The 17,205-nt window shown below is 54.9% G+C and carries 21 protein-coding genes, 3 pseudogenes and 1 other annotated feature; of the genes and pseudogenes, 7 read left to right on the top strand and 17 right to left on the bottom strand.

The features are described 5' to 3' along the window. Nucleotides 1–39 precede the first annotated feature (39 nt). The 12 genes from UTM25_RS14800 to UTM25_RS14745 form a co-directional block, all read right to left on the bottom strand. Nucleotides 40–330, bottom strand: a complete 291-nt coding sequence (locus UTM25_RS14800; RefSeq protein WP_240474975.1) for a hypothetical protein — start codon at nt 328–330, stop codon at nt 40–42. A gap of 50 nt (nt 331–380) precedes the next feature. Beyond that, the gene (locus UTM25_RS14795; protein ID WP_194401960.1) at nt 381–755 is read right to left on the bottom strand and encodes a hypothetical protein; all 375 of its coding nucleotides are present in this window, start codon (nt 753–755) and stop codon (nt 381–383) included. Nucleotides 756–1,400: 645 nt separating this feature from the next. Continuing rightward, nucleotides 1,401–1,775 carry a hypothetical protein gene (locus UTM25_RS14790; protein WP_194401959.1) on the bottom strand — a complete coding sequence of 125 codons (375 nt, stop codon included), beginning with the start codon at nt 1,773–1,775 and terminating at the stop codon, nt 1,401–1,403. 61 nt (nt 1,776–1,836) lie between these two features. After that, complete coding sequence (locus UTM25_RS14785; protein WP_194401958.1) at nt 1,837–2,148, bottom strand: theronine dehydrogenase; 312 nt, start codon at nt 2,146–2,148, stop codon at nt 1,837–1,839. After that, complete coding sequence (locus UTM25_RS14780) at nt 2,145–2,873, bottom strand: plasmid SOS inhibition protein A (RefSeq protein WP_320714943.1); 729 nt, start codon at nt 2,871–2,873, stop codon at nt 2,145–2,147. The genes UTM25_RS14785 and UTM25_RS14780 overlap by 4 nt, the downstream gene beginning before the upstream one ends. Further along, nucleotides 2,870–3,301, bottom strand: a complete 432-nt coding sequence (gene psiB, locus UTM25_RS14775; protein WP_194401956.1) for a conjugation system SOS inhibitor PsiB — start codon at nt 3,299–3,301, stop codon at nt 2,870–2,872. Before psiB ends, UTM25_RS14780 begins: the two co-directional genes overlap by 4 nt. 42 nt (nt 3,302–3,343) lie before the next feature. Continuing rightward, entirely contained in the window at nt 3,344–5,353 is a 2,010-nt protein-coding gene (locus tag UTM25_RS14770) for a ParB/RepB/Spo0J family partition protein (protein WP_261893084.1), read from the bottom strand. A 70-nt stretch (nt 5,354–5,423) separates the two neighbouring features. Next, nucleotides 5,424–5,654: a DUF905 domain-containing protein gene (locus UTM25_RS14765; protein ID WP_008324190.1), complete on the bottom strand. Its 231-nt coding sequence runs from the start codon at nt 5,652–5,654 to the stop codon at nt 5,424–5,426. A gap of 789 nt (nt 5,655–6,443) precedes the next feature. Continuing rightward, nucleotides 6,444–6,950 (bottom strand): antirestriction protein ArdA, encoded by a 507-nt coding sequence (locus tag UTM25_RS14760; RefSeq protein WP_194401955.1) that lies wholly within the window; start codon nt 6,948–6,950, stop codon nt 6,444–6,446. Between the two features lie 401 nt (nt 6,951–7,351). Then, a complete protein-coding gene (locus tag UTM25_RS14755; RefSeq protein WP_172688903.1) occupies nt 7,352–7,768 on the bottom strand; it encodes a DUF1380 family protein in 417 nt (138 codons plus the stop codon). Nucleotides 7,769–7,824: 56 nt separating this feature from the next. After that, nucleotides 7,825–8,046: a hypothetical protein gene (locus UTM25_RS14750; RefSeq protein WP_061278937.1), complete on the bottom strand. Its 222-nt coding sequence runs from the start codon at nt 8,044–8,046 to the stop codon at nt 7,825–7,827. Further along, nucleotides 8,046–8,723: a DNA methylase gene (locus UTM25_RS14745; RefSeq protein WP_320714941.1), complete on the bottom strand. Its 678-nt coding sequence runs from the start codon at nt 8,721–8,723 to the stop codon at nt 8,046–8,048. The genes UTM25_RS14750 and UTM25_RS14745 overlap by 1 nt, the downstream gene beginning before the upstream one ends. 498 nt (nt 8,724–9,221) lie before the next feature. Here UTM25_RS14745 and UTM25_RS14740 point away from each other — a divergent pair, with 498 nt between their 5' ends. Continuing rightward, on the top strand, nt 9,222–9,422 hold the full coding sequence (locus UTM25_RS14740; protein WP_071531410.1) for a hypothetical protein: 201 nt from the start codon (nt 9,222–9,224) through the stop codon (nt 9,420–9,422). Between the two features lie 160 nt (nt 9,423–9,582). Here UTM25_RS14740 and UTM25_RS14735 read toward each other — a convergent pair whose 3' ends face one another. Further along, nucleotides 9,583–9,858, bottom strand: coding sequence for a hypothetical protein (locus UTM25_RS14735; RefSeq protein WP_139569857.1), 276 nt, complete (start codon nt 9,856–9,858; stop codon nt 9,583–9,585). Next, nucleotides 9,849–10,496 (bottom strand): division plane positioning ATPase MipZ, encoded by a 648-nt coding sequence (locus UTM25_RS14730; protein WP_139569858.1) that lies wholly within the window; start codon nt 10,494–10,496, stop codon nt 9,849–9,851. The genes UTM25_RS14735 and UTM25_RS14730 overlap by 10 nt, the downstream gene beginning before the upstream one ends. A gap of 339 nt (nt 10,497–10,835) precedes the next feature. Between UTM25_RS14730 and UTM25_RS14725 the strand changes: the two genes are divergently transcribed. After that, nucleotides 10,836–11,432 (top strand): recombinase family protein, encoded by a 597-nt coding sequence (locus UTM25_RS14725; RefSeq protein ID WP_261893243.1) that lies wholly within the window; start codon nt 10,836–10,838, stop codon nt 11,430–11,432. Between the two features lie 123 nt (nt 11,433–11,555). Continuing rightward, nucleotides 11,556–12,485 (top strand): Rpn family recombination-promoting nuclease/putative transposase, encoded by a 930-nt coding sequence (locus UTM25_RS14720; RefSeq protein ID WP_172688919.1) that lies wholly within the window; start codon nt 11,556–11,558, stop codon nt 12,483–12,485. Here the strand turns inward: UTM25_RS14720 and UTM25_RS14715 are convergent. Further along, complete coding sequence (locus UTM25_RS14715; RefSeq protein WP_172688901.1) at nt 12,482–13,090, bottom strand: DUF2913 family protein; 609 nt, start codon at nt 13,088–13,090, stop codon at nt 12,482–12,484. The two genes, UTM25_RS14720 and UTM25_RS14715, sit on opposite strands and share 4 nt — an antisense overlap. Before the next feature lie 197 nt (nt 13,091–13,287). Here UTM25_RS14715 and UTM25_RS14710 point away from each other — a divergent pair, with 197 nt between their 5' ends. Then, nucleotides 13,288–14,250, top strand: coding sequence for a hypothetical protein (locus UTM25_RS14710; protein WP_172688900.1), 963 nt, complete (start codon nt 13,288–13,290; stop codon nt 14,248–14,250). Nucleotides 14,251–14,344: 94 nt separating this feature from the next. Here UTM25_RS14710 and UTM25_RS14705 read toward each other — a convergent pair whose 3' ends face one another. After that, entirely contained in the window at nt 14,345–14,815 is a 471-nt protein-coding gene (locus UTM25_RS14705) for a hypothetical protein (protein ID WP_228719140.1), read from the bottom strand. Nucleotides 14,816–14,885: 70 nt separating this feature from the next. On the opposite strand from UTM25_RS14705, the pseudogene UTM25_RS14700 reads away from it, so the two are divergent. Then, nucleotides 14,886–15,311, top strand: a pseudogene (locus tag UTM25_RS14700) (transposase); the annotation flags it as partial. A gap of 52 nt (nt 15,312–15,363) precedes the next feature. Further along, a pseudogene (locus UTM25_RS14695) lies at nt 15,364–16,386 on the top strand (transposase). Then, nucleotides 15,645–15,761: a sequence feature (AL1L pseudoknot), on the top strand. (Overlaps the previous pseudogene by 117 nt.) Nucleotides 16,387–16,426: 40 nt before the next feature. Here the strand turns inward: UTM25_RS14695 and UTM25_RS14690 are convergent. Next, a pseudogene (locus tag UTM25_RS14690) lies at nt 16,427–16,591 on the bottom strand (transposase); the annotation flags it as partial. 160 nt (nt 16,592–16,751) lie between these two features. Between UTM25_RS14690 and UTM25_RS14685 the strand changes: the two are divergent. Further along, a complete protein-coding gene (locus UTM25_RS14685) occupies nt 16,752–17,075 on the top strand; it encodes a Dabb family protein (protein WP_172688899.1) in 324 nt (107 codons plus the stop codon). Nucleotides 17,076–17,205 lie beyond the last annotated feature (130 nt).

Genomic DNA, 17,205 nt, shown 5'->3' with positions numbered 1-17,205 from the left:
CTCCTTCTGGTTAATGGCGTTGATATTTCGCCGTGGTGGTTATTCGTCGAACGTGATGCCGGAAAAATGCGCCATCAGGTGCAGCATGTCGGCAATCTCGTCGACTTTCTGCTGAATGGCTGGCGTGGCTTTCTGGATGCGCGTGACAGCGGTTCTGAGTTCGCCCATATAGCGGTTTGCAGACTCGCCCAGCGCGGTTTTGTCCGTATTGCTCTGGTACTTCATCAGGGCTTTACTGACGTGGTTTTGCAGGGTATTAAGCTCGCTGAGCGCGCTTTTCTCCCATGCGTCGAAGCTGAACGTACTGTTAGTGTTGCTGTTGCTCATCATGTTTCTCCGTTGTGACTGGCGGCATCCCCTGCTGCCAGCCGATTAAGTAATCAGTAATCCGCCGCCAGCTCGCTCATCAGGTCAGCACATTCACCATCGGCACGTTCTTCTTCCGCAGTCGTCAGCATGTAACCCCGTTTCGCTGCCGCCCCCATAAACACAGGACGGTCTTTCAGTGGCAGTTCTGCCAGGTAGTGCATAGCCATACCCAGCAGACGGGACTCATAAATCTCGTAGTGCAGGCCACACCCCCGGTTAGCCTGTATTTCCATACGGGCCAGCACCACGTCCGCGCGAATAAGATCGAACGGGTTACGGGAATGGATATTGCGCACAAAGCCATCAGTACGCAGGGACGAGGTTTTCACCCATCTTTCGGAAGATTCTTTGGTGGCGGTTTTGACGTTGACGTTCTGTGTGTTCATCCTGCTTTTCCTCCTGTCTGGTGGTTAATCCATCTCTCGGTGAGTTCCCTGGCGGCAAAGGGCAAAGGAGCAACGGCGGGGCGTCAGGAGAAGGGCGGAGACAAAAGTTTTTGCGGTCCTTCGCAAAAAGTTTTGGCGGAGTGCATTTCACCCTTCGGATGACGACGCGACGGTGCTACGACCAGCCCTCCGCCCGGGGACAGACGGGAGATGGCTCACCAGAGGTATGAGAAGAGGATGAACACACCCGACACGGCGGAACGACGTGGCGTCACCTGAGTGCCGGCGGCTTTATCGCCGGCATGGTGAAAGCGGCGTGACCGGAACGGTCACTGCGAGCCGGTGTTGACGTTGCGACAGTGGGATGGAAGCCCGTCAGGGCGGAGACGGTTTACCGGCTCCGTTTACGACAGCCCCGGTTCCCGTCAGGGAAGTCGCCCGCAGTCATGGCCAGTGACCCCGTCCGACAACAGGCAAATTTGAAAAGATGATACAAGCAACTGCCACCATAATTCGCAGCGTCCGTTCTTCAGAGGAGATTCACTGCACGGTATTACAAAGCGTAAGGCGCATAAAAAAGAGCAGCTATACCGCAGGCATAACCGCTCTTGTTACTTTCCAGCCCTCACGCTGGCGTATTCTTTGTTACCTTCGCCTCCAGAACACCCAGCCACTGACCAGAATCAAAGCACCGCTCAGCACTGCCAGATTCGGCAAGATAGTGTCGAATACACTGCTGAAAACTTCATTGGGGTTATGTTCCCCCCAGAATTCCAGCCTGTATCCGATGCCCCAGACAGAAAACGCCAGTCCAGAAGCCACTATTCCCCACTTAAAGAGAAACAAGAGCACGTTGTCCAGCATACCGGGCGGATCGCGCCAGGTGATAACCAGCGCAATCAGGGAACAGATTGCCACCCCGGCATAGTACGCCGTACTTCCGAACATCTCCGGCGCCGCGTAATGTATGACCAGCGTAAACAGGCCATTTAACAGCGCGACCAGTATCCAGTATCTCATCTCTAAATTATCCCTTTTAAGCACCCTGCCGACCGTATTCTGGCAGGATATGATATCAGACTCAGTGAGGCGACTTTCCCCGAAAATATTCAGGCCGTGCCGTCAGTTCCCGCTCAATCAGCTCATCAGCAAACAGGGGCGCGATCCTGTTAACACGAAGCGCCAGATTCCGTCGGCGGGTGGCCGCCTTACGCTCGTCGGTCCAGCGCCTGATCTGTCTGTCACACAGAAAATCCACGCAGACGGCATATCCGGCTCCTGCCACCCACAGTGACATCACGGACTCAGGGGCGGGTTTCCCCGCCTCCACCACTTCTGACGCCAGTTCAGGTTCACCGGGACGCTTCCAGCGCAGCGAGTAACGCCACTTCATACCCGGCTCCGCATTGTCAGCTTGTTGGGTACCATCCAGCGCTCCAGCTGCCGGACAGATCCCGGACTTTCCCTTGCCAGCGCATCCGTTTCGGCCATCACCGTCCAGAAAGGCTGACTCTCCATCGTCCAGCGCTCCATTGGCGCCAGTGACGGGAAACGCTCGCTCCAGCGCCAGAACATCTCTTCCAGGTCGTACTGGCGCAGTTCAGTTCCCGACCAGCGTGCGCTCCAGCTGCTGACCGTTTCCGGCGTATGGAATGCCAGCTCAATCTCCGCCTGCCCCGCCAGCGCCTGGTACGCCTGCTCACGCTGGCACCGTTCTTTGTGACGCTGTCGGGTGTATTTTTCATCCCGCAGGGCGTCCTGACAGCGAACCCGCTCGGTCTGCTGAAAGGCCACCTCCGGAAAGAGGCGCTGTCCGGCACCGACGGGAAGCGGCAGCCAGCAACGCGTCCCGCGACTTTCAATCAGGGCATCGATGGCACTGAGCCAGCTGTCCCTGCAGCCCCGCAGCTCCCGCGCCGTCAGCACCGGCGCAAAATGATGGATTTCCCTGACAGTGATGCGCGTGCTGCCCGTGAGCCGCCGGAAAAAGGCGCTGGCATACGGGTACATCGTGGACACCGCGCCGCGCGACCGCCTGCGCTCAACCTCGGCGATGGCCTCCATCGCGGCGCGTCGCTCAGGGCTGAAGGGAACCAGTGACAGGTTTGCAGGTATCATGCCGCGCCCTCCGCTGCCAGAATACTGATGATGCTGGCCTGACTGTATCCGTCCGTATCGAGACGCGCCGTCAGGCTGACGGTGTGGCTGACAAGCTCCGGCTGGTAGCCGCTCAGGGTACGAATGACGGAGAACGGGCGACCGCTGGCGGGAACGAACACCACCATCCACGCCGGACTGATGGCACCCGGACTGCACACGGCAATATGGTAGTTGCCGTGCGGGGGCGTAAAGCGCACCTGCACGGGGAAGAAGCCGCCGAACTCGCTGCGGTACTCGCCGTTCATGTCCCAGTTATCAGGGCAGGACAGGTCACGCATGACGGCGTGGGTCAGTTCGCGGCGAAAGTCTTCGCCGCTGTCCCGCCAGTCCTCAAACTCATCAAGGGACATCGTTTTCAGCACATCGGGGGTCAGAATAATGCGCATGGGTATCTCCTTATTGCCGCCCCGCAGGGCGGCTCTCCGTTATCAGGCGGCATGTGCCGTGTTGGTGGTGTCGTTGTCAGTGCTGTCGGTATCGGAAACCGCGTCGTCAGCACCGGATTCAGCCGCTGGCTCTGGTCCTTTCAGCCATGCCGGAACCCAGCGGGTGTGCTGCATAAAGTGCTCCGCATGCGCTGCTGCATCGCCCTTCTTCATCTTCTCCGCGTCACCCGCCGCGCCCGTCAGCCCCGCCTCTTTCAGGGAGGCGACAATCTGCGGATGTTTCAGGCTGCCGAAGTAGTTGTCCTTCGTCGGCTGCCACCAGTCGCGCAGGTGGAAGCCGATTGCCGCCTCGACAGTATCGAGGGTACTGCGGGAGGTGTGCCCCATATCGCGGGTCTGTACCCCGTCAACGGAACAGGCCGTGCAGAAGGCCATCAGCGACATCAACACCCCGCCGTCAAGGGAAAAGAAGGTGGTGAAGTCCTTCTCCCACCCTTCCGGCAGCAGGGCTTTCAGCCTTGCCTGTTCGGTCATCAGGATGTTAAACGCTGCGCCATCCTTACCGGACGGGGCGTTCTCCGTCAGGCTGCCGTGGGACACGGTCAGGCTGATACGGAACGGATGCGTCGTGGTCAGACAGCCTGAGAAGACGCAGGTACACATGCGCCAGACCATCAGCGCCACCGCTTTTTCAGGCTGCTGCATCAGCGCCGCCTGGACTGCCAGCGTACGCTCGGAGGTCATTTTCGTGAGCAGCGGAACGCTGATCCCCTCTGCGGCGTCGGGCTGGCGTGAGGTGAACGGCACCGTTACGCTGCTGGTTTCGGTTTCTTCCGGCATATCCGCTTTCAGGCGTACTCCGCGCTGCACATACACCTGCCCTTCGTACAGGCTGACCATCACCCCCGCGCCTGACTTCATGTCGTCAGTCCACGCGCAGGCTTCTGCCGCCGCCTGAATGGCGAGGATGTCCGCTTCGATCGCATCTGACTCGTCGCAAACGCTGTCATATGTGTCGTACTGCTCCCGCAGCGCATCAAGACGCTGCTGTTGTTCAGGGGTGTACACCGGATCGGGTTCAACAGGCTGAACGAACTCTTTACCGTCTTCGCCGTGGTACCAGATGCGGGCTGCGCGTCCGCGACTCCATGCCCAGCCCTCACGCTGCTGAATGTCCAGAGCGATACGCTCCAGCTTCTCCTGCACCAGACGCTCAACCAGCACGCTGTCTGCCGTGCCGTCGCCCTCGTCCTGGCTGAACAGGTCTTCACGAACGTAACCCCCTGCCGCCTCATACGCTTCGCGCCCGATAAACCGGAATTTGGTGTTGTCGGTGCGCATCTCGGTTTCGGTAATGGCGCGTTTAATCAGGTGTGCGGGCGCGTTCGACCAGCTGGCCTTCACGCTTTCAAATACCTCAACCTGACGGGCAGGATCGTCCTCGAGACAGAGCGCCTGACACTGCTCAACGGTCAGTTCGTCCTGTGCGAGCTTATCCATCAGGGAGGGGGCGAGGTTTGCCAGCTTCAGCATGCGCTGCACGTGGCGGGAGCCGAAGCCGAGGGCGTCGCCAATCTGTGCGGGAGTTTTGCCCTGCTCTGCCAGCGTACGGAAACCTGCGATTTGCTCGGCGGGATGCATGGCGGCGCGCTGCTCGTTCTCGGCAACCGAGGCGAGAGCCGCAATGTCGTCTGAGACGCGCTTCACGGCTACGGTGTAACCGGACGGGAGACGGTTTTCTTCTTCCAGAAGCTGCATGGCGGTGAGTCGGCGGCCACCTGCGGCCACGCCGGATTGTTCGTCCGCGAGAGTGTGAACAATCAGGTTCTGCAGCAGTCCGAGCGCCTCGATGGAGTCAGCCAGACCGCGAACGCTGTCCACGGAATACGGGATAGTGCGCACGTTCAGCGGGGATTTAACGAGAGCAGACAGCGGAACATACTCGATGACGGCGGCCTCAAGGGCGGCTTTCAGGGCATCTTCCTGCGCCTGAGTGATTTTTTTAGTGCTGGTTTTTTTGGGTGCTTTTGCTTTAACATCGGTTACTGACATAGTTGATACCTCACTGATTGATGATTGTCCGGCCCTGCGGAGTTACCGCTCCCGCAGGGCACCTTCTTATTTACTGCTGTTTACGAATACCGTAACGTTCGATGTAACGGTTGAGCCATTTCCCGGCATCCGCTTCAAAATTCCACGCGCGCCAGACCATTACGCCGTTCTGACGAACGACCAGACGAAAATGTGTACCCTGATCGTCCTCAATTGCCACGTTGGTGTACTGCGCCGCAACGACCTCAGCCTGTTCGCGGGTAAAGGTGTCGTCGGGTAAAACCGCCAGCGCCTCGCTCATGTTGCTCCTCCTTCTGAACCTGTTTTGCTTTTAAAAAACCATCACCCGTTGAGTTGCCGGGGCCGCGGTTTTGACGTTTTGCGGGGACTGCTGAACGCCCCCGCTGGTTGTTACCTTCACCCGTTTGAGAGCCGTTCGCCGCAGGGGCGTAAACCAGCGCGGGCGATGGCGGATGTCCGGGGCGCGGTTTACCGCGTGCCATTTACCCTGGACAGCTGACAGCGGCTGTGCTTGTCTCAGCCCCGGCGAAAGGACTCAAAAGGGTGAAAATACCAGGCAAGGAATGAGCAGGAACCCGCCGCAACGACGGAACGCGCGGGCGCGAAACGGCGTTGCCCCGAAGAGGCCCGGCAGCATTACCGCCGGGCTGGTGAGAGCGGCGCATCCGTAGACGGATGCCGCAAGCGTGATGTTAAACCTGCGACAGTGCGATGGAAGCCCGACAGGGCGGAGACGGTTTACCGGCTCCGTTTACGACAGCGCCGGTTCCCGTCAGGGAAGTCGCCCACAGGCAGACACAACAGGAAGAAAAACCGACAGGACAGCGATATCAGCCAGTACGCCATCGGTATGGCCACTATTGACAACGACAACGCAGAGATTATCAACAGAACAGGAATATCGCCGACCGGCTACAACACATCGATACTCATACTCTGATACCACCGGGACATCAGGCACTGGCGGAGATACGCGGCGCCGCAGGCGCGGCGTACTTCGCCGGCAGGCAGAGCCTGCCAGGGTTTTGCGCGCGGGCTGACAGGCGGCTAAACCGCCTGCCGGGGAAAATCAGTTACTGAAGACATAACCGTCATGGAACACATAGCCGCTGCTGAACAAATCCCGGGCATACGCCTCAAAATCGAAGTAGCTGCGCAGCGGCTCCGGCACCTCATTCAGCAGGCCGTTATCGTCAACCATCTCCTGCGCATAGTCTTCCTCACTTTCCGCCTCGCCGCGGTATGCATCATCAAACGCGTCATAGTCACACTCGCCGGTATACTCCGCCCAGGCGATAAACGCGGCCTCCCTGCCCTCGTCTTTGGCGCGTTTGTACGCGGCGATAAAATCCCAGTCGATGGAGCATTCAGAGACGAACTGCGACGGGATACCTTCCTGGTCCTGGAACATAAACTCTGCATCCCATTCATCGGCATGCAGCGCCTGACAGGCCTCGTAAAAATCCTCCCTGCCGTCAAATTCCGTCAGATCAAACCATTTGCCGAAAATGCTGCCGCAGTTGTATTTGTGATACGTACCCACATAAACAGCCGGTGTGGTGGTCGTAGTGCGCATAAAAAATCCTCCGTGGTCGATGTCGTCTGAGTTCCGGCTTACGCCGTGCCGACACGACAGCCCGACAGGGAGCGAAAAATGCAGGGGCGATGCATGAAGCCGCAGCGCCGGTAAACAGCGGAGAGGGTCTGGACGGTTAGCGAGCGAATATTGAGCGAGATAACGACGGGAAGAACCGCGACAGGCATTTAAACATACGGCGACCGGGTGAATGCATCGACGTCAGTGAACCCTTGCATTTGCAGCGTTCGGGCTAGAGTAGAGGCACGGCGTTTGCCGCAGGCCGCACGGGACGTTACTCACCGCGAAGCCGGAACAGCGTGGAGGATGAGCCAGAAAAGCGGAGCGGCCGCGCGACATCCGAAGAAGAAAAAGCCGGAGGCTATCCCTCCGGCATCGCCTCACGCTGCCAGCAGCGCTTTCAGCACCTCCACGTCAGCCATTCCCTGACGGATGCGCGCGGGTGTCGGCCCGCCCGCATCCCATGCCAGCCCCTCCTGGTGAACCAGCTCGCGTTCTGCGTCATGCACCAGGCGCGAAAGCACCTGCGCCGGGACCATCACCTGCCGGTTAACCGCTTCACGATGGCGGGTCAGCAGATCGCACACCGACGCATCCGTGACGCCTTCCCGGCGATACACCTTCATGTCGCTGTTGCCGACCGTTTCCAGCAGGGCCGTAATCTCGTCGTCTGTTGGTCGCAGTTCCCGGCACGCGGAGTGAATCCCCTCCTCCGTCCAGACCAGCAGAGCCAGGGGTTCATCGTGGGTAAACATCCGCGCCAGTTCCTCACAAAGCGCTTCCCGGGTTCCATACATGGGTAATCTCCTCAAAATCGGGTAAGAAGGCCGGGCGGAACACCGCCCGGTCGCAGTCAGTCGTGAAAACAGTCGCTGAACGCCAGCACGCGCAGGTAAACGGTCAGATACTCCGCGTTGAGATTGCGCAGGAAATCAGCGGCCAGCGCATCAACCAGCGCGGGGCATCCGTCGTGATACTTTACTTCCAGCGCCCGGATATGCAGGCGCAGGTCGCTCATGGTGCTGGATAGCGCGGCCAGGTCGTCACGCAGTTGTTCATGTCCCTGATAATTCATTACGCGGCCTCCGGCAGGTCGTCGTTAGCGGCCGGGTACTGCATGGCGCGCCGGACGGCGGCCAGACGCTGCTGCCCGGCCCGGTGGTACTGCTCCAGCAGTTCGATACCGATGTAGCGACGGCCAGACCGGAGGGCAGCCACGCAGGTGGAGCCACTGCCGGCAAACGGATCGAGCACAATAGCGCCGGGATGTGTGAAGGACTCAATCAGCGGTTGCAGGCTGGTTACGGGTTTTTCGGTCGGGTGATGCCGGTTGCCGCTGCATTTCCAGCCCAGTACGTCCGGAAGCGGGTTTTGCGGCAGACGTGGGCGGCCTTTTGCCAGGATATAGGCACATTCATGGCGGTAGCCGACATAAGCCGATCTGGACGAGTACGTTTTGGTAAACACCAGGTGGCCGACAACGCTGAATCCCGCATTTTTCCAGGCAGCCATAAAACGATCGACACGGTTCCAGCCGTAGAAACTCACCATCAGCGCGTCTTTTTCCAGCACGCGGTACATTTCATTACAGGCAGGTTGCAGCCATTCATCCGTTTTATCACCGGCAATGGTGCGGCCCTGACGGTCACGAAAACCAACGAGGTATGGCGGGTCAGTCAGTATGAAATCGACAGCCTTCTCAGGAATGCCAGTCATTACCTGCACACAGTCACCCAAAATCAGACGGGACATAATCATTCTCCTTATTCAAATGCGGCGCCAGTTACGCCGTGCCGATACGACAGCCGGGCGAAAAGCGGAGCAGACAAGGGCACCACCGCAAGCCGCAGCGCAGATAAAAGCAGACGCTGACTGGACGGTTTGACGGCGGAAATTGAGCCGGAGAACGACGGGAAGACAGCGGAAAATGCATTTTGAAATCACTGCGACCGGGTGAGGATGGTGGCGAAGCCTCCCTTTTCTGCACAGCGGCCCGGCTACAGTAGCGGCACGGCGTTCACAGCAGAGCGGTATGAATGAGGAGCGCAGCGACATCGTATTCTCATCGTTGCTGTCCACAATTTCGGTGGGCAATCCTGTGTATAAAGTGAGGGTATTCTGCGCAGGTCGCTACCAGCACGGATGACAGCACGCCTGACAAAACGGTTATCTTTTAACCACACTACGCAGACTTCACTTTTCCTGGTGTGGTATGTTGATGCTGACTGTAAAAAACCGGGGCGGAGAAAGATGGACAGAGAAATGCTGGCAGAGTGGCTGCGGGATATTGCCCAACATATAGAAGAGGAAAGTCCACTGATTCGTGATGTCAGTGTGGATGATGCCCTTTCCGATGAGGGGCTGGCCAGAAAGATCATCACCATCACGTTCAATGCGCCTGGTCGCGCCCCACAGCCTGAAGAAGACGTCAGCAGCATCCCCCGGCATTAAATAACCTTAAGGTGTTAGCCCCGGGAATTTGCCGGGGTTTGAACATATCTACGACAGAGATCAGTCACGATGTAGTCAGAAAGAACAAAACTATCAGGCAGGAAAGCGCATCATTATTTATCAAAAAAAATTAATAATATTTTGATAAATTGATAAATTATCAACTATTGCTATTCCGCCGTTCCAGATATTGCTCTAGAGCCTCTCGTATGACAGCACTGGTGTTTTTCGGACCAGAGCCGCTGAGTTTGTTTTCTGCTGACACTCGGGTAATTGCCTGATCAAGCGAGAGAGGAAGAGCAAGACTCCGCTGTACTGTTTTTTCAGTTTTAACGATGACCGCAGGCTCCCCATATTGCTTATCAGCCAGTTTGTCAGCGAGAGCTGCAACCTGAGCATCGGATGGTTTTTTAGCAGACCGTGGTTTTAAAGCCATTTGGAATACACCTCTTCGATAAGTTGCTCCACCTCCTCTATTGCAGTTCTGTTAGTTGCCTCCAAAACAGATTTCCCAAGAGGAACAACATCTCGATAGATTTTTCGTTCACAGTTAATGGCATTAAGAGGAGGTAAGGTTGGGAAATCCTTCAGGTATTCAAGAAATTCTGCGCGTTCTTTACCACGCAATACAGGATTAGTAGTCGCCCGTGTCTGGTACATATAGAGGTTTAAATCAGGATTTAGATCCTGCCAAGCCTCCAGTTGGCTTTCAAGCTCTTCCAAAGTGTCCAGATCGAACTGTGAGCATAAATGTGGAGCAATTATTATATCAGCCACAGCTCCCGCATTAGCCAGTTCACGACTATTGCGGCCAGCCACATCGACAATTACGTGATCAAACTTTGCATCGAGCTGACGCAAAGTTTGGCTGATGTTTCCATATTTCTGAATAAGGGTTATGCGAGGTAACAGGTCTGATTCCTCACGAGAAGCATGCCACTTTGCCGCTGATGACTGAAGATCAGCATCCAAAAGGCAAACATCCTTCCCGCGTAATGCCAAGGCAATCGCAATGTTAGTCGCGGTCGTGCTCTTTGACGCACCGCCTTTGTTTGAACCTATAACTGTAATCATAGGGACCTCAAGTGCTAATGGAAGTTATGAGGTCACTCTATCATAAAAAAATAAATTGATAATATATCATTTTATCATTTTATCATTTTATCATTTTATCATTTTATCATTTTATCATTTTATCATTTTATCATTTTATCAAAAATAATAATCCATAAACACATACCCACTCAGGTCCTGACTCATAGAGTGAGATGGCTGCATTTATGTATACCTCAGCGGGATGTACAAAACCGACCGGTTTCGTACACTACTTACAACATCTGTCCAAAACTTAGTGAAATTAGTTTTGGACATGCTCTATAATTCGTACATCCATTTCGTACATAAAATTATGCCATGTCACGAGTTTTTGCTTACTGTCGGGTTTCCACGCTTGAACAGACAACGGAAAATCAGCGCAGAGAAATTGAAGCAGCCGGTTTTACCGTTAAACCACAGCGCCTGATTGAGGAACAAATTAGTGGTTCGGTAGCGGCCAGCGAACGGCCCGGTTTTGCCAGGTTACTTGACCGCATGGAAAATGGCGATGTGCTGATAGTGACCAAACTTGATCGCCTGGGTCGTGACGCAATGGACGTGCGAAAGACCGTAGAGCAGCTGGCAGCGTCTGGTATTCGTGTACACTGCCTCGCGCTGGGTGGTGTGGACCTTACCAGCGCGGCCGGCAAGATGACCATGCAGGTCATTTCGGCGGTGGCAGAGTTTGAGAAAGACCTGCTGATTGAGCGCACACATTCTGGCCTTGCAAGGGCCAGAGCAGCAGGCAAACGGTTTGGTCGGCCGCCGGCGCTGAACCAGGAACAACGGCAGGCAGCGCTTGAACACCTGAAAGCAGGTGCCAGTATCAGCGCCATTGCCCGAGAGTTTGGTACCTCACGACAAACCATCATGCGCCTGCGTGACGATGCAGTCAGCCCGGAGTTACCAGAATAAAGGAGAGGGGACCGAACCACCCCGGCACATTCTCCTGAAGGAATGGCAATTCCGTTCACCCCCAATGTTAGCTTTTTCCGGGCTGTGATAACATCTCAGGGTCATTTTTCAGAGCCAGGGCTGATGAAGAAGAAAAGCAGCACACACACACCCCACGATGCCACGTTCAGGCAGTTCCTGACGCAACCGGATATTGCACGGGATTTCATGGAAATCCACCTGCCCGCAGAGCTGCGAGCAGTCTGCGATCTCAGCACGCTAAAACTGGAATCAGGCTCGTTCGTTGAGGATGATCTTCGCCAGTATTTCAGCGACGTCCTCTACAGCCTGAAAACTACAGCCGGCGACGGATATATTCATGTGCTGGTCGAACACCAGTCAACGCCGGACAAACATATGGCTTTCCGCCTCATACGATATGCGGTAGCAGCCATGCAGCGCCACCTGGAGGCAGGGCATAAAAAACTGCCACTGGTGATACCGGTGCTGTTCTATACGGGTAAGCGCAGCCCGTATCCGTACTCCACCCGGTGGCTGGATGAGTTTGACGATCCGGCGCTGGCAGGAAAACTCTACAGCAGCGCTTTCCAGCTGGTAGACGTAACGGTCATTCCGGATGATGAAATCGCTGGCCATCGAAGCATGGCCGCCCTGACTTTACTGCAGAAACATATTCATCAGCGGGACCTCGCTGAACTGGTTGACCGGCTGGCGCCCATTTTGCTGGCCGGATATCTGTCTTCATCGCAGGTCATATCGCTGGTACACTATATAGTGCAGGCAGGCGAAACATCCGACGCCGAGGCCTTTGTACGCGAACTGGCACAGCGTGTGCCGCAACACGGAGACGCACTTATGACCATCGCACAACAGCTCGAACAGAAGGGCATCGAGAAAGGGATTCAGCTCGGTGAGCAACGTGGTATTGAAAAAGGCCGCAATGAAGGCAAGCTGGAAGTTGCCCGTACCATGCTGGAAAACGGCATCGATCGCAATACCGTCATGAAAATGACAGGTCTGTCTGAAGACGACCTGGCGCAGATCCGCCACTAATCCTTTCCTGAGACTCCCTGTCTGGCCATCAGTAAATACTGGTGGGGCAGGGAAGCATCACTCTCAGGTTCGGCCTGCCAGCCACAGCGGTTAAACAGCTTCACCACGCCTTCCACACTCCCCGTCAGTTGAGCTATCAATGGGTTAACCTGATGGCCATTATCGTCAAAAGCGGCATCAAGGTTAGAGCGCGAAAGATAAACTCCGTTTACTCCACCGTTCAGTGCTACGGCATATCGGCCGGACCATTCTCTGTCATTCAGCAGACGGTAATTCCAGTGCATATCCTTCGCTGTCTCCAGGGCATACGTCAGCCGGAACAGGTCGTTCTGCTCAGACAGTTCGCCGGTGCAGGATCGCCAGAGGTAGTTCAGTTTGCTGGCCAGCTTCGCGCTGACGCCCAGCTGGCGCCCCTGTTTAAGTAGCCACTCGAGGTCAGGTGTGACATCGCGAGAAAAACGTCGTTGCTTCAGCGCAGTCGCCAGCCATCGGGTGAGAAAGAGATTTTCCTGTGCCGGCGAGAGAACGCCACCATCCTGCCTAGCCAACGCAAGCGCCACCAGGGCACACCATGCCAGATGTCCCGATTGTTCTGTCAGCGTCACTGAACGTCGTCCCCCTTTAGTTTCTCAAGCCATGATTAGATTTTGCCTTCAAAATATTCAGGGATATTTTAACCAAAACCAATTTCAGTAAACATTCAAAATACCGATGTTTACATTTTGTAACACACTTAATGGTGAAAGGATATCTTAACGATGTCATTTTGACATCAAGTTAAATACATACTTATGGAGGACTCATGAAAAAATTACTCATCCGACTTATTCCTGAAAATATATACCAGTCACTGGAAAAAGCAGCTAACTATGCAGAACGCTCCCTGGAAGGCCACGCCAGATATATCCTTACGCAATCAGTGGAAAGTCAGAAAAACATCTCAGGAGGAGAGCGTTATCAGCAGGAAATCACTGAGCGATTAAACAAGGTTTTGCCAATTGTGAACAAAGTTCGCAGGGAACCTCCTCTGACTCCGGCAAAATTGGCGGAACTATTGGGACACCAGGATGCATTGGCCGCTGAAAACTGGTTTACAGGTAATGAAGTTCCCGGATTTAGAGATCTCAATAACCTGAGCGGACTGCTAGGTTGTTGTGCAGAGTGGCTTAAATTTGGAGAAAGAGTCCCCTTTCCGATGAGTTCCCAGAGTCGAATCAACTGGAAAGGGGGGAGCAGTGAAGATGTTGATGCCTTGCTCGCTCCAGATGCTAAAGGTAATCCCGTCACGTTTATCCGCATAATTCGTTTAACAAACAGTGCTGGTAATGTACTGATTTTACGTGAATTTAAAGATACTTTAAGCACTGATTTTTTTTACACCAACCTTCATTTGAGTGAAGAGATTGGTAACGGCGGGTTTCATGATCTTGCTGATTTTCTAGTTATCCTTCAGGAACTATATTCCCGCTATATAAAAGGGGATTTCTTCGTGAAAAGTTATGATCTTAGTGAAAACGATTTATCCCATTACTACCGCGAAGGGCATTGTCATCCACACTATCTAATTGAGCATGGTTGTCAAGAATCGGTATGGTGGGAGGATATCTGGCACGCTGAAATGTTAGAGAGAAGAGGCCAGAATGGATATTACTTCTGGAAAGGAGATAAAGCCTTGATTGAGCGTCTTCATGATTATCTCGTGGAGAAAAAACGCCTCAAATCAGCCGACGAGTTGGAAATGGATCGACTGGGACTCCCCGGATAATTCCATTTATGCTACTACAGACGTTATTTCAGGATTAAAGCCCCTTGTCTAATATCCCGGAGCATCCTAAATGTGCTTCGGGATCATATATAAATCAGCGCATGGCCCAGGCGTAATGTTTTTCCGCATAATCGTACAGCCGGTAAGAGTTCTGCTCGTCGCCACCGATAAAAATACCGTTATCCATTATCCCCTCTGCCAGCCGCTGCGTGTACCGGTGCGCCGCCTCATCCAGCTCTGCCCGGCTTCCCCACGCCCCCTGTTGCTTACGCCAGTTCAGCCTCACTGCTTTCAGCAGGCGGCACATCTGCTGGCAGATGAAGTAGCAGGCAACGACGTTGCGCGCATCCCCCACAAAGACCACGTCGCTGTCCGGCCGCATCATTTCGTTCCACAGGTAGATATCGTAGCAGCCCAGCATCATGGCCACTCGCTTTGCGACAAAACCGCCGTACCAGTAATACGCGGTGCGGGGAATGTTCAGCCGGCGGCTCTCGGCAACATTACCGGTGTGGAATGACAGCAGGCCAGATTCCGTCAGTTCCCGGACCAGCACCTCCAGCACCCTGTGCCAGGCACCGGTTTCACTGTGCTCAGACAGTGCCGAAAAGTACCGGCTGACAATGCCGGCAATCTGCGACTACTGGCACGTCTACATGTCAAAAAAGACGGCCGGCGGCAAAAACACCGTGAAATACCTGGGCCGTTATCTGGAAAAGCCGCCGATAGCGGGCTCCCGGCTGGCACACTATGCCGGCGGTGCCACGCTGAGCTTCCGCTACCACGACCACAATACGGGTGAGCAGGCCACAGAGACGCTGACGCAACGGGAAATCGTGGCGCGGCTGAAACAGCACATCCCGGAGAAGTTCTTCCGGATGGTGCGGTATTTTGGTTTTCTGGCTAACCGGGTGTGTGGGGAAAAACTCCCGCAGGTGTTCGAGGCGCTGGGGATGGATAAACCGGAGCCGGTACCGAAGGTCTGCTATGCGCAGATGAGTAAGCAGTTCCTGCGACGTGACCCGTTTGAATGCGTGCTGTGTGGAGGGAAGATGGCGTACTGAACCGCCCCGGGAATCCTGGAGACTAAACTCCTTGAGAGAGGTAAACAGGATGACTAAAAATACTCGCTTTTCCCCTGAGATTCGTCAGCGGGCCGTTCGTATGGTTATTGAAAGCCAGAATGACTATGACTCGCAGTGGGCGGCCATCAGTTCCATCGCCCCTAAAATCGGCTGTACGCCCGAGACCCTGCGTATCTGGCTGCGTCAGTATGAACGTGATGCCGGTGGCGGTGATGGTGGCCTCACCACCACTGAGCGTCAGCGTCTGAAAGAGCTGGAGCGGGAGAACCGCGAGCTACGGCGCAGCAATGATATCCTGCGACAGGCCTCAGCTTATTTTGCGAAGGCGGAGTTCGACCGCCCCTGGAAAAAATAGCCCTCCTGGTGGATACCCTGAGCGATGAATACGGGGTCGGACCGGTATGCCATGAGCTGGATATCGCCCCGTCTTCATACTACCGCCACCGTGAATATCAGCTGCATCCTGACAGACGCAGCCATCGCGACCAGCGTGATGAACAACTGAAGCAGGAGATACAGCGCGTGTACGACGAAAACCACAGCGTCTATGGTGTTCGCAAGGTCTGGCGCCAGCTGCTGCGGGAGGGCTTCAGCGTGGCCCGATGCACCATCGCGCGACTGATGAAAAACATGGGGCTTGCCGGGGTGCGCCGGGGCAAAAAGGTCCGGACCACCGTCAGCCGGAAAGAAGCTGCGGCAGGCGCTGTGGGCCCGCCGGCCATCAGGCACCATCCATCACAGCGACAAAGGTTCACAGTACGTGTCGCTGGCATACACACAGCGGTTGCAGGAGGCGGAGCTTCTGGCTTCAACGGGAAGTACGGGTGGCTCTTATGATAACGCGATGGCCGAAAGCATCAACGGCCTGTACAAAGCGGAGGTGATACACAGACAAAGCTGGAAAAGCCGTGCAGAGGTTGAGCTGGCGACGCTGGCGTGGGTGGACTGGTACAACAATCGCCGGTTGCTGGAAAGGCTGGGGCATATCCCACCGGCAGAAGCCGAACAGGCATATTATGCTTCCATCGGGAATAAGGATCTGGCAGCCTGAGTTCCCAACCAAAATACTCTCCCGGAAAACCGGGGCGGTTCACCTTACGCTTCTTGATGGCATGGCGGATCACGCTGTTCAGCGACTCGATGGCGTTGGTGGTGTAGATCACTTTGCGGATATCCTTCGGGTAAGCGAAGAACGTGGCAAGGTTGGTCCAGTTGGACTCCCAGCTCCGGCTTATCTGTGGATACCGGTTGTCCCACGGATAGATTCCATTTAACAATTAAGTGGAATCTATCATCGCCGGATTAAAGGTTCGTCGACAGACTTCGCTGAATGGGCGCTTACGGATGCGGGCAGAGTACTTGGCGCCAGTGGCAAAACTAGTTGACGTCTCTAATAGTTAATATAAAGGATATAAGATGATCAGACATATTCTGTTGATTCGCTTTACATCAGAAGTAAAACCAGCGCAGATTGCTTCTGTCAGAGAGGCTTTTCTATCACTGCCTTTACGAATGCAGGGAGTGGTTTCTGTGGAGTGGGGGGAAAACAACAGTAGGGAAGGAAAGAATGCCGGTTACACACATTGTGTGATGATGACATTTTTTGATGAGCAAGCAAGACAACTATACCTTCCTCACCCACAGCATGAAGCGATAAAGGCGATTTTCAGGCCGATACTGAATGATATTATTGTGTTTGATTATGATCTTGACCCGCCATCTCCAGACAGCTTTGGCTGATTCAACTCCGAAGTGCAACGCTAAGTCGGGTAGAGTCTTAGTGCGTGGTGTAAATTCGGAAGGATGGTGAGAGCCATCGGCTTATCCGGTAAGGTAATGGTTAATCAGACAATTATCTTAGAAGGAATCA

The sequence above is a fragment of the Enterobacter sp. 61D5 genome, assembly GCF_034107965.1.
GTDB classification, from domain to species: Bacteria; Pseudomonadota; Gammaproteobacteria; order Enterobacterales; family Enterobacteriaceae; genus Enterobacter; species Enterobacter cloacae_M.
Note: the sequence above shows the minus strand (reverse complement) of the source record. Positions and strands in the feature narration are given on the sequence as shown.

Excerpts from the sequence above, each read along its gene's own strand:
- UTM25_RS14735 (WP_139569857.1), bottom strand. The coding sequence starts at position 9,858 with ATGGCTTTAAAACCACGGTCTGCTAAAAAACCATCCGATGCTCAGGTT.
- UTM25_RS14780 (WP_320714943.1), bottom strand. The coding sequence starts at position 2,873 with ATGATACCTGCAAACCTGTCACTGGTTCCCTTCAGCCCTGAGCGACGC.
- UTM25_RS14760 (WP_194401955.1), bottom strand. The coding sequence starts at position 6,950 with ATGCGCACTACGACCACCACACCGGCTGTTTATGTGGGTACGTATCAC.
- UTM25_RS14720 (WP_172688919.1), top strand. The coding sequence starts at position 11,556 with ATGAAGAAGAAAAGCAGCACACACACACCCCACGATGCCACGTTCAGG.
- UTM25_RS14785 (WP_194401958.1), bottom strand. The coding sequence starts at position 2,148 with ATGAAGTGGCGTTACTCGCTGCGCTGGAAGCGTCCCGGTGAACCTGAA.
- UTM25_RS14795 (WP_194401960.1), bottom strand. The coding sequence starts at position 755 with ATGAACACACAGAACGTCAACGTCAAAACCGCCACCAAAGAATCTTCC.
- UTM25_RS14770 (WP_261893084.1), bottom strand. The coding sequence starts at position 5,353 with ATGTCAGTAACCGATGTTAAAGCAAAAGCACCCAAAAAAACCAGCACT.
- UTM25_RS14790 (WP_194401959.1), bottom strand. The coding sequence starts at position 1,775 with ATGAGATACTGGATACTGGTCGCGCTGTTAAATGGCCTGTTTACGCTG.
- UTM25_RS14685 (WP_172688899.1), top strand. The coding sequence starts at position 16,752 with ATGATCAGACATATTCTGTTGATTCGCTTTACATCAGAAGTAAAACCA.
- UTM25_RS14725 (WP_261893243.1), top strand. The coding sequence starts at position 10,836 with ATGTCACGAGTTTTTGCTTACTGTCGGGTTTCCACGCTTGAACAGACA.
- UTM25_RS14745 (WP_320714941.1), bottom strand. The coding sequence starts at position 8,723 with ATGTCCCGTCTGATTTTGGGTGACTGTGTGCAGGTAATGACTGGCATT.
- UTM25_RS14800 (WP_240474975.1), bottom strand. The coding sequence starts at position 330 with ATGATGAGCAACAGCAACACTAACAGTACGTTCAGCTTCGACGCATGG.
- UTM25_RS14730 (WP_139569858.1), bottom strand. The coding sequence starts at position 10,496 with ATGATTACAGTTATAGGTTCAAACAAAGGCGGTGCGTCAAAGAGCACG.
- UTM25_RS14755 (WP_172688903.1), bottom strand. The coding sequence starts at position 7,768 with ATGTATGGAACCCGGGAAGCGCTTTGTGAGGAACTGGCGCGGATGTTT.
- UTM25_RS14740 (WP_071531410.1), top strand. The coding sequence starts at position 9,222 with ATGGACAGAGAAATGCTGGCAGAGTGGCTGCGGGATATTGCCCAACAT.
- UTM25_RS14710 (WP_172688900.1), top strand. The coding sequence starts at position 13,288 with ATGAAAAAATTACTCATCCGACTTATTCCTGAAAATATATACCAGTCA.
- UTM25_RS14765 (WP_008324190.1), bottom strand. The coding sequence starts at position 5,654 with ATGAGCGAGGCGCTGGCGGTTTTACCCGACGACACCTTTACCCGCGAA.
- UTM25_RS14750 (WP_061278937.1), bottom strand. The coding sequence starts at position 8,046 with ATGAATTATCAGGGACATGAACAACTGCGTGACGACCTGGCCGCGCTA.
- psiB (WP_194401956.1), bottom strand. The coding sequence starts at position 3,301 with ATGCGCATTATTCTGACCCCCGATGTGCTGAAAACGATGTCCCTTGAT.